Source organism: Candidatus Thiodiazotropha sp. AKIB8, from assembly GCF_058244675.1.
Genome location: NZ_JBSYOO010000029.1, coordinates 350,612 through 366,873, shown reverse-complemented (window position 1 = coordinate 366,873; position 16,262 = coordinate 350,612). Strand labels below are relative to the sequence as shown.

General features: G+C 45.0%; 17 protein-coding genes. 5 read left to right on the top strand and 12 right to left on the bottom strand.

The annotated features are described in order from the left end of the window. Positions 1-144: 144 nt before the first annotated feature. From AC4IFB_RS08095 to mqo, 7 genes are all read right to left on the bottom strand, one after another. Entirely contained in the window at positions 145-375 is a 231-nt protein-coding gene (locus tag AC4IFB_RS08095; RefSeq protein ID WP_490779894.1) for a hypothetical protein, read from the bottom strand. A gap of 76 nt (positions 376-451) precedes the next feature. Continuing rightward, positions 452-643, bottom strand: coding sequence for a hypothetical protein (locus tag AC4IFB_RS08090; RefSeq protein ID WP_490779893.1), 192 nt, complete (start codon positions 641-643; stop codon positions 452-454). 313 nt (positions 644-956) lie between these two features. Then, positions 957-1,817 (bottom strand): LysR family transcriptional regulator, encoded by an 861-nt coding sequence (locus tag AC4IFB_RS08085; protein WP_490779892.1) that lies wholly within the window; start codon positions 1,815-1,817, stop codon positions 957-959. Between the two features lie 5 nt (positions 1,818-1,822). Further along, on the bottom strand, positions 1,823-2,119 hold the full coding sequence (locus tag AC4IFB_RS08080) for a peptidase C39 family protein (protein WP_490779891.1): 297 nt from the start codon (positions 2,117-2,119) through the stop codon (positions 1,823-1,825). Positions 2,120-2,150: 31 nt separating this feature from the next. Next, on the bottom strand, positions 2,151-2,927 hold the full coding sequence (locus tag AC4IFB_RS08075; RefSeq protein ID WP_490779890.1) for a 2OG-Fe(II) oxygenase: 777 nt from the start codon (positions 2,925-2,927) through the stop codon (positions 2,151-2,153). Positions 2,928-3,055: 128 nt separating this feature from the next. After that, positions 3,056-3,235, bottom strand: a complete 180-nt coding sequence (locus AC4IFB_RS08070; RefSeq protein WP_490779889.1) for a PA3496 family putative envelope integrity protein — start codon at positions 3,233-3,235, stop codon at positions 3,056-3,058. Positions 3,236-3,484: 249 nt separating this feature from the next. Next, positions 3,485-5,011 (bottom strand): malate dehydrogenase (quinone), encoded by a 1,527-nt coding sequence (gene mqo, locus AC4IFB_RS08065; RefSeq protein ID WP_490779888.1) that lies wholly within the window; start codon positions 5,009-5,011, stop codon positions 3,485-3,487. Positions 5,012-6,116: 1,105 nt separating this feature from the next. On the opposite strand from mqo, the gene bufA2 reads away from it, so the two are divergent. The 5 genes from bufA2 to AC4IFB_RS08040 all read left to right on the top strand — a co-directional run bounded on the left by bufA2 (position 6,117) and on the right by AC4IFB_RS08040 (position 10,752). Next, the gene (gene bufA2 / locus AC4IFB_RS08060) at positions 6,117-6,383 is read left to right on the top strand and encodes a BufA2 family periplasmic bufferin-type metallophore (RefSeq protein WP_490777272.1); all 267 of its coding nucleotides are present in this window, start codon (positions 6,117-6,119) and stop codon (positions 6,381-6,383) included. An 88-nt stretch (positions 6,384-6,471) separates the two neighbouring features. Further along, on the top strand, positions 6,472-7,323 hold the full coding sequence (gene bufB, locus AC4IFB_RS08055; protein WP_490779887.1) for an MNIO family bufferin maturase: 852 nt from the start codon (positions 6,472-6,474) through the stop codon (positions 7,321-7,323). Between the two features lie 9 nt (positions 7,324-7,332). Then, entirely contained in the window at positions 7,333-8,127 is a 795-nt protein-coding gene (locus tag AC4IFB_RS08050; protein WP_490779886.1) for an HvfC/BufC N-terminal domain-containing protein, read from the top strand. 475 nt (positions 8,128-8,602) lie between these two features. Continuing rightward, a complete protein-coding gene (locus AC4IFB_RS08045) occupies positions 8,603-9,691 on the top strand; it encodes an N-acetyltransferase DgcN family protein (RefSeq protein WP_490779885.1) in 1,089 nt (362 codons plus the stop codon). After that, positions 9,688-10,752 carry an alanine/ornithine racemase family PLP-dependent enzyme gene (locus AC4IFB_RS08040; protein WP_490779884.1) on the top strand — a complete coding sequence of 355 codons (1,065 nt, stop codon included), beginning with the start codon at positions 9,688-9,690 and terminating at the stop codon, positions 10,750-10,752. Before AC4IFB_RS08045 ends, AC4IFB_RS08040 begins: the two co-directional genes overlap by 4 nt. Positions 10,753-10,778: 26 nt before the next feature. On the opposite strand, the gene AC4IFB_RS08035 is transcribed toward AC4IFB_RS08040, so the two are convergent. From AC4IFB_RS08035 to AC4IFB_RS08015, 5 genes are all read right to left on the bottom strand, one after another. Continuing rightward, positions 10,779-10,904 carry a hypothetical protein gene (locus AC4IFB_RS08035; RefSeq protein ID WP_490779883.1) on the bottom strand — a complete coding sequence of 42 codons (126 nt, stop codon included), beginning with the start codon at positions 10,902-10,904 and terminating at the stop codon, positions 10,779-10,781. Positions 10,905-11,443: 539 nt separating this feature from the next. Further along, positions 11,444-13,216 carry a MobH family relaxase gene (gene mobH / locus AC4IFB_RS08030; RefSeq protein WP_490779882.1) on the bottom strand — a complete coding sequence of 591 codons (1,773 nt, stop codon included), beginning with the start codon at positions 13,214-13,216 and terminating at the stop codon, positions 11,444-11,446. Between the two features lie 478 nt (positions 13,217-13,694). Next, entirely contained in the window at positions 13,695-13,886 is a 192-nt protein-coding gene (locus AC4IFB_RS08025; RefSeq protein WP_490779951.1) for a DUF8740 domain-containing protein, read from the bottom strand. Positions 13,887-14,136: 250 nt separating this feature from the next. After that, positions 14,137-15,228, bottom strand: coding sequence for a DUF8740 domain-containing protein (locus AC4IFB_RS08020; protein WP_490779881.1), 1,092 nt, complete (start codon positions 15,226-15,228; stop codon positions 14,137-14,139). 92 nt (positions 15,229-15,320) lie between these two features. Next, positions 15,321-16,157 carry a DUF8740 domain-containing protein gene (locus tag AC4IFB_RS08015; protein ID WP_490779880.1) on the bottom strand — a complete coding sequence of 279 codons (837 nt, stop codon included), beginning with the start codon at positions 16,155-16,157 and terminating at the stop codon, positions 15,321-15,323. Between the last annotated feature and the right edge of the window lie 105 nt (positions 16,158-16,262).

Here is a 16,262-nt window from a genome sequence, read left to right as displayed (position 1 = left end):
ACCATAGTACATATTGATCTTTAACGATAAAATCTAACAAACTATTTCTTTAAAGCTAATCGCAATAAAAACAGCGCGGCCACCCGAACCGCGCTTTTTATCAGTTTTCAAATCTTTGTTGCCTGTTTCGGCAAAGAATGTGTTTTACTCTTTTGTCTCAACTTCAGCGGATTCGTTGTTATCTGCTGATTGATTTACAACGTAATCCTGTATGCATTGATCAAGATAGGCCTCCATCTCTTCCGGTGCGACACCGTCTTCTTGAGCAAATTTTTGACAATCAGATTCGATTTCTGCCATCTGAGCCTCATTAATTTCGGCAACTGCATTGACAGAAAGGAGGGCAGCTACTGCAGCAGCTATATGTAATTTCATCGATTATTACTCCTAATAAAAATTAATTATTCATTGCAAAAATGTCATACAGGGCTATGAATAAAGCTAACAAAAATTAGTCAATATCATCCCTCTGCTGGCTTCTACGCTTGCTCTTAGGTATGTCAGGCGCTCTATCTGCGTCTACCAGAGTATCTATACACCCCTGAATGAAATCAGCCTGCTCAATATGGATAATCTTTTCGACCTTTGCACTGTGCATACACCAACTACGGTATTCTTCACCGACTTCTTCCGTGTTCACCATAGCCGATACACTTGATGTTATTAAGCATGAGGTGATTAGCATTTTGTAGATATCTGATTTCTTCGTCCAAATAGCCATTTGCAGACCGCTTAAAAGGAAGAAACTTATACCTCGCTGATTCACAGGAGTACAACAAAAGTTGCTGTTCTTGACGATCGATAATTCAGTTCGACAGAATGCCGTTCTCTACCCAAACTCACAGCCATATCGGAGACTGGTCATGCCCATATGTTCATTGAAGAAACAATCTTGCAAATCAGCGCTTAGTACAACACTACTTTCTGGATAGATCAGAAAATCGAGAATTGATAAATCAAGGCGTGTTGTCTGATACCAGCTGTTTTAATACATTTAATGCATATCGCATATGATCCTTTTGTTCATCGCCAGGTCGGTAGATCGCAAATGCGGTGCGTTCAATGACAGGCGCCTCTTGAACCAGAAACAAACTTTCATGCTCCAGTTCTTCCAATACCATCTGGTGTGCTAAATAAGCTGAACCACCTGTATCAAGCATCAGGTTGAGCGCTAAGGTGCCAGAAGCCAGTCTAGCTGCCGGTGGTGGTATGTCGGGGAAGTGTTCTGCGTGTTGAAGCGAGAAAACATTGCCCCAGTCCACCATGTAGTAGTCCCGTTTCATAACTTCCTCAACGCTACATCCTTTTCGAGATGAGACCAGAACCAGGGAGATATCCGCAATTTGCCGTAGGGCCAGATCAGAGATTTGAGGTGGTTCAAACAGTATTGCCAGATCAAGCAGGCCGTTCACCAGGCGATTGATGAGGATATCCGAAGGTTGCAATTCAATCTGTAATACCAAACTTGGCGATTGTTTACGCAACGAGGCAGCCCAGCTGCGCAGTAGTGTTGTCCATAGATCAAAGGAGCTGCCAACAGCAATAGACTCTCCTCCCTGCTCTTGAAGGGCAATCGCATGGCGGGCACGCTCCCAGCCAGTCACAATTGTCTCGGCATATCGGACCAAACGCATACCGGCAGGTGTCAATTGGATGTCATTGCGTCGACGAATGAACAACTCCACGCCCAAGCTGGTTTCCAGGAGTTTTATACGGGCGCTGACCGCCGACTGGGTAATGAATAAAGTGTCTGCTGCCTTGCCGAAATGACGTATCCGGGAGACTTCTAAAAATGTCTTAAGAAGAGATATATCCATTCAATTCAGCCTTGTTTGCTGGTTTCGATTTGTACCAGAAATTCAGCCATTATACTGTCGTAGAGCAATTCGCCCAGAATATTGTCATCTGCGCTATAAAGTCCCGTGCCAGTTAGATTGGATGCCTTCAGTGCAGCTGCCGCACCGAGTGTGCGGTGAACCCCCTCTTTTTCTGCGCCGTCGTGGTTATAGATCTCCCTATGGCCCTCGGTCACGAAGATGGTAGTGGCCTCGCACCACAGCCAAAGTTCAAGCTGCCGGTTTATTTCTAACCTGGGCTTGAGGGCCTTCATAGCAATCATCAAGCAGCGACCCACACCGCTGCAGGGTTGATCAGGCTGTGCTTTCTCTCCAGGAGTTAATGTCGCTAACTGAGCCTGTATTCGGTTTCCTGGTGTTATCAGGAACACTTTTGTTCCGGATTCCCCTAAACCTGTATGTGTCAGGTTTTATCTTTGATACCATGGGATCGTCTATTTTAAACAATCCGGTTATGAATGCCCGATTACGCATAGATGAAATCACTTCATGTGGGTACTTGGCGCTGAGAAAAGATACCAAGCGACCTTCAATGGGTAATATATCCTGGAAGTTAGGCTTATTGTCAGTATTTGTATAAATTCGAAGCTGCCCACCTTCGATTTCTGACCAATTGGGATTCAAGTAGAGAATACTAGTAACCAGGTTCCGCCCATTATTTTTCAATCTGTCTAATTGTTTTCGACAGGAAGTTCCTGGTAGATATACTTCCATATGACTTTCAAATTCTGTTAATCCTAAGCAAAGTTTTCTATTTAAAGAGAGTCGTAGTTCTTCCATGGCATCAAGATATACGCGTTGTGCACCTATACAATGTGAAGGATGCGGCCACATAATCTGATCACTTCTTGCATGAGAACTAAATCGGCCTTTGTTAGCCCAGCCTATTCCGACACGCCGAAAACTGCCATTCGTCCATAGTCGGTATATTTCACCTGCAAGTTCGCTTGACACCATAGTTGGAACAAAACCATCCGAAACATTCCATCCTTTAGATGCCAGGTCGTCAGAAATTTTATCAAATCTACATCCTGCCTCTTGAATGTCTGGTACTACATGTTTGATGGTCATTGTTCTTGCATAACACCTATCGTTGATGGAATTTCAATTTATATTGAATGATGAAGCAAACGGTAAATAGTTCAAGTTTGCAATGGAGAGAATCTAATGAAATCTTTGTGTGTGCATAAAATGTTTAATTAAAATATATCGTTGAGATAAGGCTCTCCTAAATGATCTCGAAGCTGTTTGAGCTCTATAAATCGTTCAATTCTGCGTCTCGAATTCAATGTTGTGTGATTGATCTCCTCTGTAGTTTCAAAACTTTGATCAATTTCATCCTCATTTTCAAGCATGCCGTCTTCGATTTCGAAATTCATTGTTATATCCAGGGATAATTCTGATAGATTCTAGAAATTAGAAGGTCTATTTAAATTAAAGCTTATTGAATTGAAATCAAAATATTTTTGTTGTCACGACAACGAATATAAATCATAAAAGCAGGCGAGGATTCTAAGAAGGTTGTTAAATCTCTCTTTTGTTCAGCGAAGGAGTGAATCGCTCTAGCAGCAACAGATAGGGCTATGTCTCATCGGGTCAGGTCTATTGAGCTACGCCCTTAGACCAAATCAACTACCAGTTTTCAAAAACGTATCCTGATCGGAGATTTCTGCAGGTTTTCTCTCATCCAGAGCCAGAGTCTCCAAAGTATAACGTCGTACAGCATGAACCAAGTCGAGATCATCATCCAAAGAGTGGCCATAGGATGGAATTAACTCTTCCAGGCGCTGTTTTGCTTCTCCCTGAAGCAAATCTGGCAGGCAGCTCTCGATAACATCCATCATTGCAGAGACACTGACAGAGGCCCCTGGGGATGCCCCCAACAGAGCAGCCAATGAGCGATCGGCTGTCTTGATAACCTCGGTGCCGAACTGCAACTTACCGCGCCCTTTTTTATCCAGTTTGATAATCTGCACCCGCTGTCCAGCTGGGCGAAGATGCCACTCTCCCGCTTTTACAGAAGGCATAAAGGTGCGTAGCTGTTCGAGGCGCTGATCGCCAGAACTTATCGCCTCTTTGATCAGATAGCGCGTTAACGCCCAATGTTCTCTCGCTACCTCCATCATCGGTTTGAGATTGTGGGAGCGAATCGAATTCATCAGGTCAAATAGACTGCTCGATTTCAAAAAGCGCGTGGTAAAACCGGCAAACGGACCAAACAGTAGGGCGGGGCGCCCATTGATCACCCGGGTATCGAGATGGGGTACCGACATAGGCGGTGCACCAACCGGTGCTACACCGTACACCTTGGCGTTATGAGTCGCTGCGGCTTTGATGTTCTCACTGGCAAGCCAGATGCCTGAAACGGGAAAACCACCATAGCCCCGAACCTCATCCACCCCCGATTTTTGCATTAGAGACAAAGCACAGCCACCCGCGCCGACAAATACGAAACGTGCCTCGATGGTTCGTTTTCCAGCAAGCGCATGTTTTGTTGTCACATGCCAACGATCTCCAACCTTCTTCAATCCCAAGACCTCTGTTGAGAGCCAATAGTCAACGGAGTCCTCATGTGCCAGATACTCACCCATAGAGCGGGTCAACTCACCGAAGTTGATGTCTGTTCCGTGTGCCACACGGGTAGCGGCCATCGGCTGCCCCATATCACGCTCAGCCATCATCAGTGGTAACCAATCCATCAGCTTGGCTGGATCATCCGCGTATTCCATCTCTTCAAATAGAGGATGAGTGACCAGGGCTTGCTGACGCTTCTTTAAATAACTGACGTTCTCTTTACCTTCCACCCAGCTTATATGAGGCACAGGATTGATAAAGGCTGAAGGATTCGTCAGAGCGCCATTGCGGATCAATCCGCTCCAAAACTGCAGGGACTCCTCGAAGCGGGCGTTTATTCCCAGTGCTCTTTCAATGGAAATTTCACCACTGCTTTGTTGTGGGGTGTAGTTGAGTTCGCAATAACCCGCGTGCCCTGTGCCTGCATTATTCCAGGCATGTGTACTTTCGGTGGCCAATGTTGCCGCTTGCTCGACTACAGTGATATGACGTGAGGAATCGAGCTGTGTCACCAGCATTGCCAGCGTCTTGCTCATAATGCCACCGCCAATCAAAAGAACATCTGTCTTATGTATTGTCATACGGCTGGCTCCAGTTTCATCAAACGCTAAAGTGGGTAGGGTATAGATGCTGCAGCGCAATATAAGGGAAAGTTGTCGACATTACACCCTAAATTTAACGATATTTACTGTTGATAAATGCAATACAAAAGGAAACTGTCGACATTTAACGTTAAATTCAACGATCGAGGTAGTTTCTGCACCGAATTTTTTCCTCCCTTTTTTCAGGGTTAATGGCTGTTTATCCGAGCTAGTTACTTGGTAAATGGCTGTCAGGTCAGGTGATTAGATATAAATATTCCTGATTACCCCCCATACTCAGCAAAAGAGTATCAACCTGTATAGCCGTAGTATGCGGCTAGTGCAGTTGGTGGGGCATGGCCCCACCCTACACTTTATATCGACAGGTAGGGTGGGGCCCTGCCCCACCAAATCGCGCTGGAAATTCACAAAAACCGCCAGCAACCTTCCGTAGATCCTTATCGGCACCTCTCTTAACTATCACTGCAGCTGACTTTGGAGGGTAATCAGGTAAATATTTGTTTATTACCGGCTAATTTAGGGCTAGATTCCGGCTCAATATTGGTTGTTTGTGGCTAATTTAAGGCTACGAACTGGACAGCTAATTAGACTATTAGTAAATAGCTTCTCACGACAATCTTTGAAATAAGAGAGTCGCGGGGCGAACTCAAACCACTCCACCTAAATGATCAGTATTTTGAGAAATTGCTGATTAAAGCAGGCTAATAATCATTTAATGCCTGCACCAATAATGGGGACAGCTCACTGCCTCTAACCTGAGGTCTGTTAACACTAATCGTATCGGCCCTATTACCACTCAAAAAGCGCCAATCAAGGCGCGACCAAAGGGGCCCTTACGGGCGCGAGGAGAGAGGTTTGGTCACTCCAAATGAACGACGTGCAACGCCTATCGCTTATTCTGCCTTGCTGGAAGAAAAAATTCTCAGCAGGGCCGATTCGATTAGTTTTAACAGGCCCTAATAGTATTGTGAACTGGCTGTGACACTTACGTGATATTTGCTTTCAATAATTGGGTCGCCACCTTGGTAAAAACCATCGGGCAAATGATTTTAAAACAGCTTTATCAAAGCTAAAGGAGATTTCCATGATTACACGAAGAAAACTAGCATCACTTGCATTGGCCTCAACTGCTGCAACCCTGTTTGCCGTGGCCCCTATGAAATCGGTTCAAGCGGGTAGTGATGCGAATGTGCACTGTTTTGGTGTCAACAAATGTAAAGGACACAATGATTGCAAAACCGCGAATAATGCTTGTAAAGGCCACGCAGCTTGTAAAGGACAGGGCTTTGTGAATATGTCTAAGCATGCCTGTGAAGAGATAGGCGGCTCTGTCGATAAGCCGAAAGGATAAGTCAAGCAGTGATGGATTGGTACGCCATCACAAAGATGGTGATACCAGTTCATAAATAACAAATATAACTTTTATCTGGAGATGTGCTGTGATCGAAGCTGATGGTAATCAAAGGCCTTTTCTCGGTTATGGATTGGGTCTGCGTAGACAGCATTACGATGATGTGCTTGATTCAAGGCCGGATGTGGACTGGTTTGAGGTTATTTCCGAGAACTATATGGTGGAGGGGGGTAAACCACTCCATTATTTAAACCGAATTCGCGAACTCTACCCAATAGTAATGCACGGGGTGTCTTTATCGATTGGCAGCATAGAACCACTTGATTACAACTACCTTAAAAAATTAAAGGCGTTGATGGGGTGGGTGGAACCGATGTGGTTCTCCGATCATCTATGCTGGACAGGCATCAACAAATTAAATATGCATGACCTTTTGCCATTACCTTATACAGAAGAGGCAATCGATCATGTTGTAGAACGTATCACCAGAGTACAGGAGTATCTGGGCCGACAAATGCTGTTGGAAAATGTATCGAGTTATATCAGCTACAGCGAATCCCAACTGAGTGAGTGGGATTTTTTAGCAGAAGTTGCAGAGCGTGCTGATTGTCTGCTGCTGCTGGATATCAATAATATCTATGTTAGCGCATTCAATCATAACTTTGATCCTCGCACCTATTTAAAAGCAATGCCCGCTGATCGCATCTGTCAGATTCACCTGGCAGGCCATACCCAGGAGGAGAATCTGATTATAGACACCCACGATCATCCTATCGCAGATCCGGTATTTGAATTGTATGCTGATGCAATACAACGCTTTGGTCGCGTCAGCACCATGATTGAAAGAGATGACAATATACCGCCGTTAGCGGAATTATTGCATGAACTGGAACATGTGCGGGAGATCGGTGAGACCGCTATTACTGAACAGGTCGCTTGAGTGATAAATATGTCAAACCTTGAGGAATTACAAGCTCGCTTCCAGGGATTTATTCTGGATCCGAAAAACGATGAACAGAATGCATGGGTAAGCAGGGCAGGGCGTGCAACACCGACCTATCAATTGTCAGTTTATGCGAATGCCTATACCTCACGTTTAAAGGAGGTATTGATGAATGATTATCCTGCGGTCAATATGGCCATCAGCAGTGATCAATTCGACCTTCTTGCGGATGGTTATATCCAACAAAACCCCTCACATTCATTCACACTTCGCGATTTTGGTCGTCGATTCAGTCACTATCTGTGTGAGAAGGTAGATACTGATCCCGCCTACCATAATATGTCGTGGTTGTCAGAACTGGCAGACTTTGAGTGGAAGCTGGGAGAAGCATTCGATGCCGCTGATTGTGACTGCTTTGAAGAGCAGGAGATGGCCTCAGTCCCAGCTGAAGATTGGCCAATGTTGCAGTTTCAATTCGCCCCATGCGTCGGTCGGCTAGATCTGAAATGGAATGTTCCTGAAATGTGGAAAGCACTCACTGCGGATCCCCCGGTTAAGATTGATGCAATGCAAGAGACAAATCCCTGTGGTTGGTTGATCTGGCGTCAGGATCTGGTGACACGATTTCGTTCACTTGAAGCAGATGAACAGTTGCTACTCGATACCCTTCGTAGTGGCGGAACGTTCAACGATGCATGTGAGTTACTGGCAACCCGGATAGATATAGAAGTTGTACCAATGAGGGCTGCAGGCCTGTTGAAGGGCTGGATCAATCAGGGCCTGATTGCAGCCTTGAAATAAACAGCCACCTGTACCTCCGGGGTCGGAGTCAAATCTAGAACGGAGTGGCTTGCGAGAAATATGCATTTGGGATTTTTCGAGGTAATTCACGATATGGTAGCTCTCGACTCCGACCCCTAATGTTGGTGCGTGTAGTACCACTGCAGTTACTTGATACGCGGAGCTTTTTTCGTCAGTTTTGATTTCCTGGCATTTTTTATCGTCCTCCTCCGAGGCAGAAAGTATTGTGCTATAATCTGCGCAGCTATCAAGCCTAGTGGGTAATTTCCACAGCAACCCAACCTTAGTCGGGACTACTCGTTGACATACGGCCAATTCCGGTCGCACTATCCTGTCGCCTCCTCTGAGCCTCACCTGAGGTGTTACAATGTTCACCGTCCCGTTGTACGCGCGATCAAGCGCGCCTATTTCCTATTCTGTCCCTACCGCCCGTAACGACACGGTAAAGTCCAGTCTACCTCGAATCAGTGACGTCATGCAGCTGGGCTCAACTGCCATCGTCTACTGCGAAGCCAATTTTGGTGCTATCGACGGCAAAACGGCCAACGGGCTCGTTCGGCGATCGGAACGGTATAAGATACTTTCGGTCATCGATAGTGAAAAAACCGGCCTCGACGCCGGCATGGTGCTTGACGACAAGCCCAACGCCATTCCCATCTGCCGTGACCTGGCCAGCGCACTGACACAGGCAGGTACAGTGCCAGATTACTTCATCTTCGGAATGGCTCCCTCCAGCGGCATGCTATCGATTCACGAGCGCAGCCTGATTCTCGAGGCGATGAGTCATGGTATGAACATCGTCAATGGCTTGCATGAATTTCTCAACGATGACCCGGTATTCAAAGCGGCTTGTGAAGCGAATCAGGTAGAGATCCTGGATATACGAAAACCCCGGGACAAAAAGGAATTGCGCATGTTCTGCGGTGCTATCGCCAAGGTCACCTGTCCGCGTATCGCTGTGCTTGGTACCGACTGTGCTATAGGCAAGCGAACAACGGCCGTTATTCTGACCCAGGCACTGAATGACTGTGGAGTGAAGGCCGTGATGATTGGGACAGGCCAGACCGGTTTGATCCAGGGGGCACGTTTCGGCATTGCACTTGATGCAATTCCCTCACAATTCTGTGCCGGCGAGTTGGAAGCGACCATCGTTGAAGCGTTCGAATTTGACGAACCAGATGTCATTATCATCGAAGGGCAGGGGGCGCTAAGCCATCCGGCTTTCTCATCTACATCCTTCATACTTCGTGGCAGCTGCCCTAGCGGGATTATTTTACAGCACGCACCAGGTCGAAAAAAACGCTGTGATTTTGAAGACATGGAAATGCCGACACCGGCCACTGAAATCAATCTCCTTCAGGTCTTCGCCGATACCAAGGTCATCGGGTTGACGATCAATCACGAGAACATGAGTGACAGCGAGGTCAACGAGGCGATCTCACAGTATGAGGATGAACTTGGCATCCCTGCCACAGATGCACTGATCCGGTCACCTGATCGACTGGTGGAGATGGTTGTTTCGGCATTCCCTGAACTCAAGGAGAAGCTCCCCTCCGCCGCATGAAGCCCGCACCACGGTTGGAGATCGACCTTGCCAAGATCTACCACAACGCCCACACACTGGTTAAACGACTGGCCGGTCTCGGTATCTCTGTTACCGGTGTCACCAAGGCGACACTAGGCTCACCTGAGATTGCGGCAGTGCTGTTAAAAGCGGGTATCAGTTCCCTTGGCGACTCCCGCATAGAAAATATAGAAGCGATGCGTCAGACACTACCATCCGTATCAATGACGCTGATTCGCTCTCCTATGCTTAGCCAGGTGAGACGGGTCGTCAAACACGCCGACATAAGTCTCAACACTGAAATGGAGGTCATCAGGAGACTCTCGCTCGAAGCACAAAAGGCAGACCGTACCCACGGAGTTTTACTCATGGTCGAATTGGGTGATCTCCGAGAAGGCATCCTGCCCGCTGACCTGATCGATTGCGTAGCCGAGACACTAAGCTTGCCAAACATCGCTTTCAAAGGTATCGGCACTAATCTCGCGTGTCGTAGTGGTGTCTCGCCCGACGCCAGCAACATGTCGTTGTTATCAGACCTTGCAGAGACTATCGAGTTGAAATTCGGCCAACCGGTAGAGATCGTATCGGGCGGGAACTCTGCCAATATTGAGTGGGTGTTCAGTCACACAGATACCGGACGAATCAACAATCTGCGACTGGGCGAATCGATCCTGCTCGGTTGCGAACCGCTCAATCGCATACCCATTAACGGGCTTCACACCGACGCTATCACGCTGATCGCCGAAGTCATCGAGTCGAAGATCAAGCCCTCACAGCCATCGGGTGAAATTGCACAAACCGCATTTGGTGAGAAGCCTATTGCTGCAGATCGTGGCCATATCATGCAAAGCATCCTGGCCGTCGGCATACAGGATATCGATCCAGATGGTCTGCAATCGTCAGACGGGACCCGCATCCTTGGGGCCAGCAGTGACCATCTCATCTTAGAGTCCGTACGAGGCGATCTGTCCGTCGGCACAGAAGTAACTTTTCAGCTCAATTACAGTGCCTTGGTGCGCGCCATGACTTCCCCCTTCGTCAGCAAGAAGCTGAAACCCTGACGCGTTTGCCAGAACTAAAAATACTTTCAACAATTCAAGTTATTACCCAAAGCCGCCATATAGGGGAGGGTTCTGGCGAGGATGATGGAGATCACAATGGAGTTACTTGCGGTAATAGCGGCATTATTGATTGCACCCATAGTTGTATTCATCCAGCACCTGACCCTGCTAATTGGCATGATTCCGATACCGCAGCTGCATAGCTTACGAGGACCAGGGTAAGGCGTGTTGCAACACTTGTCGTCTGATTTACACAAATACTATGAAAGAGGGGTATGATTTACATCTTTATTTACAAAGATACTTGGACGTCCACCAAGTTGATTTCTCCAGATCTAAATAATTATACGATTTAACATAATATACATTATGCACATAATCTACTGTCTTTTGATTTGTGCAAATATCGTCTTGATGTAGTATGCTTCCAGTGCAGTTAGCGTTTAGCCTTCCTTTGTGGTGAGCATTTAGCCTTCCTCTGCAGAAAGTGTTTAAACCCTTCCTGTGCAGTAGAAAGTGGTTAGCTTCCTTTAATCCTGTTAAACCGCTTTCTCCAAAGTAAAGTCGGAGACACGTTGGCTCGATCTTGTCCACCGAGCTAACACCTAAAGCCGCTGTTCACTGTAACGTTTCTGTTATGGTACAGCGGCTTTTTTAATCGGTCATGGAAAAATTATTGGTATTTCTCCACCTAATTGTCAAGAAATTTCTTCTGAGCAATGATCAAATGCGAATTTGGATTTGGCAGTGAAGCCAAGCCCAAATCCTTTTCTGGATTCATGATGATCATCCCCTTGACCGTCGAACTTTTTCGATCGCCCTTGATGTCATAGGTCCAGATGTTCTGTCCCTGCTCCGTTTTTTTGTTGATCTTCAATCGTTGAAATTTACTTTGAACCTTTTTGTAATCCGCACCGACAGATTGCGCAAATACTCGGAAGATTCTGGGACTGACGATCAAGAGACCTTCTGACACTGTATGGACCATCGCCTTAGCATTGTTGATCTCGAGCTTTCCTGTCTTGACACCTTTCGTCAGCCAGGTACAAAAAGACTTGGCGAGATTCTCAACCGGCACCGATTCTGACACAGTTTCTTTGTCGAGTGCTGCCGGTGTCGGTTGAGAATCTTGAGCCCTGGGATCCGGAGGCACATCATCATCTATATCCTGATAGGATTCTGACACATCCGTTGCAGTTACTGCAGTAATAACCGTTTGTTTGTCGACGACAGAAGCTGAGGATACCTGCTCCAGATTTTGAGAGATGGGCGGTGTGTTATCGACAGTCTGTGAGGTTGATGATGATTCTTCACGCTTGCCGTCTTCCAACACGATGTGGACATTGATGTCTGTTGATGGTCCTGTTCCAGCTCCCCACAACTTGGAAGCACGTACACCAATACACGTCAGTGATTGTTCCCAATCACCAATTTTAATGGTGATTTTCCTTGAGGCCTTGCCATCACTGGATGCATTTAGGTAGTCGTACTGAATCAACTCATCCATGATTCGAGGATTCGGTGGAATTCCCGTTTGACCCTGCCCAATCAAACTGGATCTGAGCTCATCCAAACTACGCTTGCTAACCAGCCAGATGGTATCGGATGACTGCTTGTGAAATGCAACGCCACCTGGTTCATTGCGTTTCCACTCCTCATCAATTAACCGTCGCAGTTCAACGGCAATTCGTTGATGCAGGGGTACCGCCGGTTGCTGGGCTATTGAAACAGCATGTCCTCCTGCTAAGTTATTTGCAACAGAATACTGATCGGCTTTCTTGATGATCTCGCTGATGGCATTGGCGTCATCGATGTTGGATCCGGATAACGCATCAATCCACTGCTCCAATAATGACAGGTCTGAATTGAGCCAGACTTGTCCCTCGATCGGGATTGTCCATTGAACCAGTAAGAGTTGTAATTTCTCGTGAATCTGATATTTCCGGTCACGTCGAAAAGTAATACTGTACCTTGACCCAATTGGCATTGGACCTCCCAGAGGTGCCCATTCATCCACACGACCATCGGAATGGTGAATGTGTATCAGTTGGTCGGCCAAAGGTTTTCCGATATCGTGCAGCAGTGCAGCGGTAAACACAGCATAAGTATAAAGATCTGCCTTCATCGATTGTTGCTCTGGGATTCCTCCTTGAGGTAACAGATAGCTTTGTCGTATCCGCAAAGCCGCTTCAGCCGTTTCTAGGGAGTGTTGGAGCAAACCGCCTGCGTGTGCGTGATGATGGGCTTCTGAGGCAGGTACTAATTGCACGAGTTCTGCCAGTCTTTGTATCAGGTCATTGTACAGTTTGTTGTAGTGGCCATCCGGGATACTGGTTAATTGCCGAATTCGGCTCAGCTGTGGTTGATAGCGCCTAAGGAGGTCTGTAGCAGCTTGAGCGTGTAGCAATCCCCTATTCGGCTTTTCCGCTTTTAAAACGCTTTTTAATTTATGCCACACATTCATGACTGCCGTTCTCTTGGATTTCTGCCTCAGTATTTATTGATCACTAATTGGAGTCCTGCACCAGTTCTAGAAAGCCCTTTAACCATTTCATCGCTGCGATCACTCACTTTTGTGATCGTGGCGGCCCTTTCGGGTAAGCCCTGTTCCATTAATTACCCCTACCCTTCATGTCATTTGTATCTTTTTCCCTTTGTAGTATGTGCTTTATATTATCAGCAAGTATCCATTATTTATTTTTATAATCAGAAAACCCATCATCTCCTGTGGCTCGGTCATGCTGATCAGGATTAAAATACTGGATATAATAGTCCCAACTGGAGCAGCATTTCTTGCATTAATTGCAAAAGGTGAGCTTAAGATTCGCTGTCTAGGTTCAATTTCTGGATCAGAGCCCACCTTGATTTCTATATATCGCTCCGAAGACTGGAATGCATTGGCAACAGATGCACTATTAGTATCTTCAGGGCCCAGAATTACTCTAAAAACGACCATTTACGACAGGATCATTCGTAAATACTTGCGGACTCCATACAAGTTGAGTGCCTGAACTGTCAGTATAAATATTAGCCTCAATCTTTTGTTTCTCCACACCATTGGCAGCAAGAGGATTGCCGTCTGCATCACGTAAAAAACCATGATAGTTGATTAGTATTGGAGAAGATGAACACACATGCACGGACAGTAAACATAATTATAAAAATAAATATATTGTGATTTTATTAATTATCATTACGAATCCTTTTCCAATAAAATAATGAACATCTCTGTCAGGTTGATTCATATTATATTCTGACGAAGCATATTTGATTTATAAAAGCCATTATATAAAATGGTTAACCTTAACTTTTTGATTTTGAAGTTTCTTGGGCAACAATCTAATTCTGCTTAATTATTTTTATTATTAGGCCCTACAAGTTGCCCTAGTTTATTCTTATAAAATAATTTACCGTAACATTAATCGGTCTTGTTTCAGTATCGCCACCACTGACAATTGTATGATCATGGTTGACTGCAGACTCTGTGTGATTAACAGGGCCACTCCCGTCTGGTGATGTCCCATCAGTTACTAATGCATCTCTACCCCAGTGTTTGTTTTGGGTACCAAAATGATGATATCGATGGGAATGTTGCCCATCGTGAGAAGAGACAAACGCAGTGTTTGGTAAACTAGTAGCATCATCCTGAAGCCCACCGAGAGATGTAGATAGAATACCCTTGCCTCTTAGAAATCTATCTCTCATATCTGGGACATTTTGAGAAACTATAGTTGCATAAGTAGAGCCCTGTACTGAACGACCATCTGCATAAGCCCATCTACAATTGGAATTATTTGAAATAGATGCACATGTTGATGCATCACCCACGTTTAAAGCATATTGCTCAGGAGTCAATAAAGATGAAATCACCGTACCTATAGCCACACCATTGCCGGCTGAAATTGCATAAGGAGCACTTAATATTCTCTGTCTAGGCTCAATTTCCGGTTCAGTATCTACCTTAATTCCAATATAACGCTCTGAGGATTGAAGGGCATTGACAATGGACGCAGCATTACTGTCTTCGTGGCCCAGTATTATTCCAAAACGACCGTTTACTACCGGAACATTCAAAAATACTTGGGGACCCCATACAAGTTGAGTGCCAGCACTGTCGGCATAGATATTAACTTCTATCTGATGCGTCTCTGCACCAGAGGCAGCAACAGGATTACCGCCTGCATCACGTAAAAAACCCTGATAATTGATAAGAGATGGAGGATTAGCAAATGCATAGCCTGAAAGAAGGCCTAATAATACTCCACAGCAAAAAACATGAGTAAATGTTTTCATATAAGCACCAATTAATTGGAAGCAAGTTTGAGTAAGATTTCCCTGCCATTGATAAGCTTTAGAATGAATGTAAATGAAAATATCTTCTATATTTTCAAGATGTATATTATTCACTTGCGCAGCAGGAATAATCAAGCGCCAATGGGAAGCAGTCACAGGACGCTCATTTAAATTATTAGACAAATATGGCAGTGTGGTGTATTTACCATGGGCTCAGTGTAAATATATACTTTGCTGCGAGAAAATATTGAATTATTATATAATTTAACATTTATTTACCTGGCACATATAATTAAATAATTAATATCGGCGCCGACTTGTGCTCCATCCGGATTATTTGCAAGCGCAGTAATTCTTCTATATTGGTCCGCAAAAAATTTATGTGGATTTGGCCAACCTGTAGTTGCTGTCTTAAATTCTTTTGGCGACACAGTCCATACACACTCAGATTGAGATGCTACTGTTCCGTCTGCATAACTTGGCAATGGTATTACTTGATCATGAGAAGAAGCCCCTGCGGATATAGTAAGTTTATCTCTCAAAGCTAATTGGGGAATAGATATTTTACCTGTAGTTAGTTTCGTGGCATTAAGATTAATTATGTTTGATCCATCCCCTGAAAATCCTGGCGCTATTACTTCTCTATCTGCAGTTATAGTGTTCGAGTTTATTTTGACTGCCCCTCTTCCTAAAACTTCTGCATTTATTGCATTTAGTGCATATGGAGCACTAAGGATTTGCTGACGTGGAGTCATTTCTGGCTCACTTCCAACCTTTATGCCCAAATATGTATTCTCTTTTTTAAATCCTTCAGTTAGTGCGCTACCATTTGAGTCTGTAGTCCCAAGTATTACATTAAATGAGCCATTGATTACTACTACATTATCAAATACTTGTGGCCCCCAAAGTTTGCTACCTGCACTTTCTGCATCGTAAATACTGAAATACATTTTGTAGGCTCCATCTGGGAGTGGTTTGCCATTGCCATCAAATAATCTCCCTTGATAATTTACTAATTGAGGAGCCGTTTCTCCATTAATATTAAATCCTACTAATAACAATGCTAAGAACAATAGTGTAGTAACATTGAGGTTGTTAATTGGTTGTTTCATGATTTTCCTTGTTTAATCATCAGCCGTTTCTGTAGAAAATAATATTTATACTTCTGCGATATTAGGAGCAATATATATTATTCATGATTGCCAGTTAAATCTATC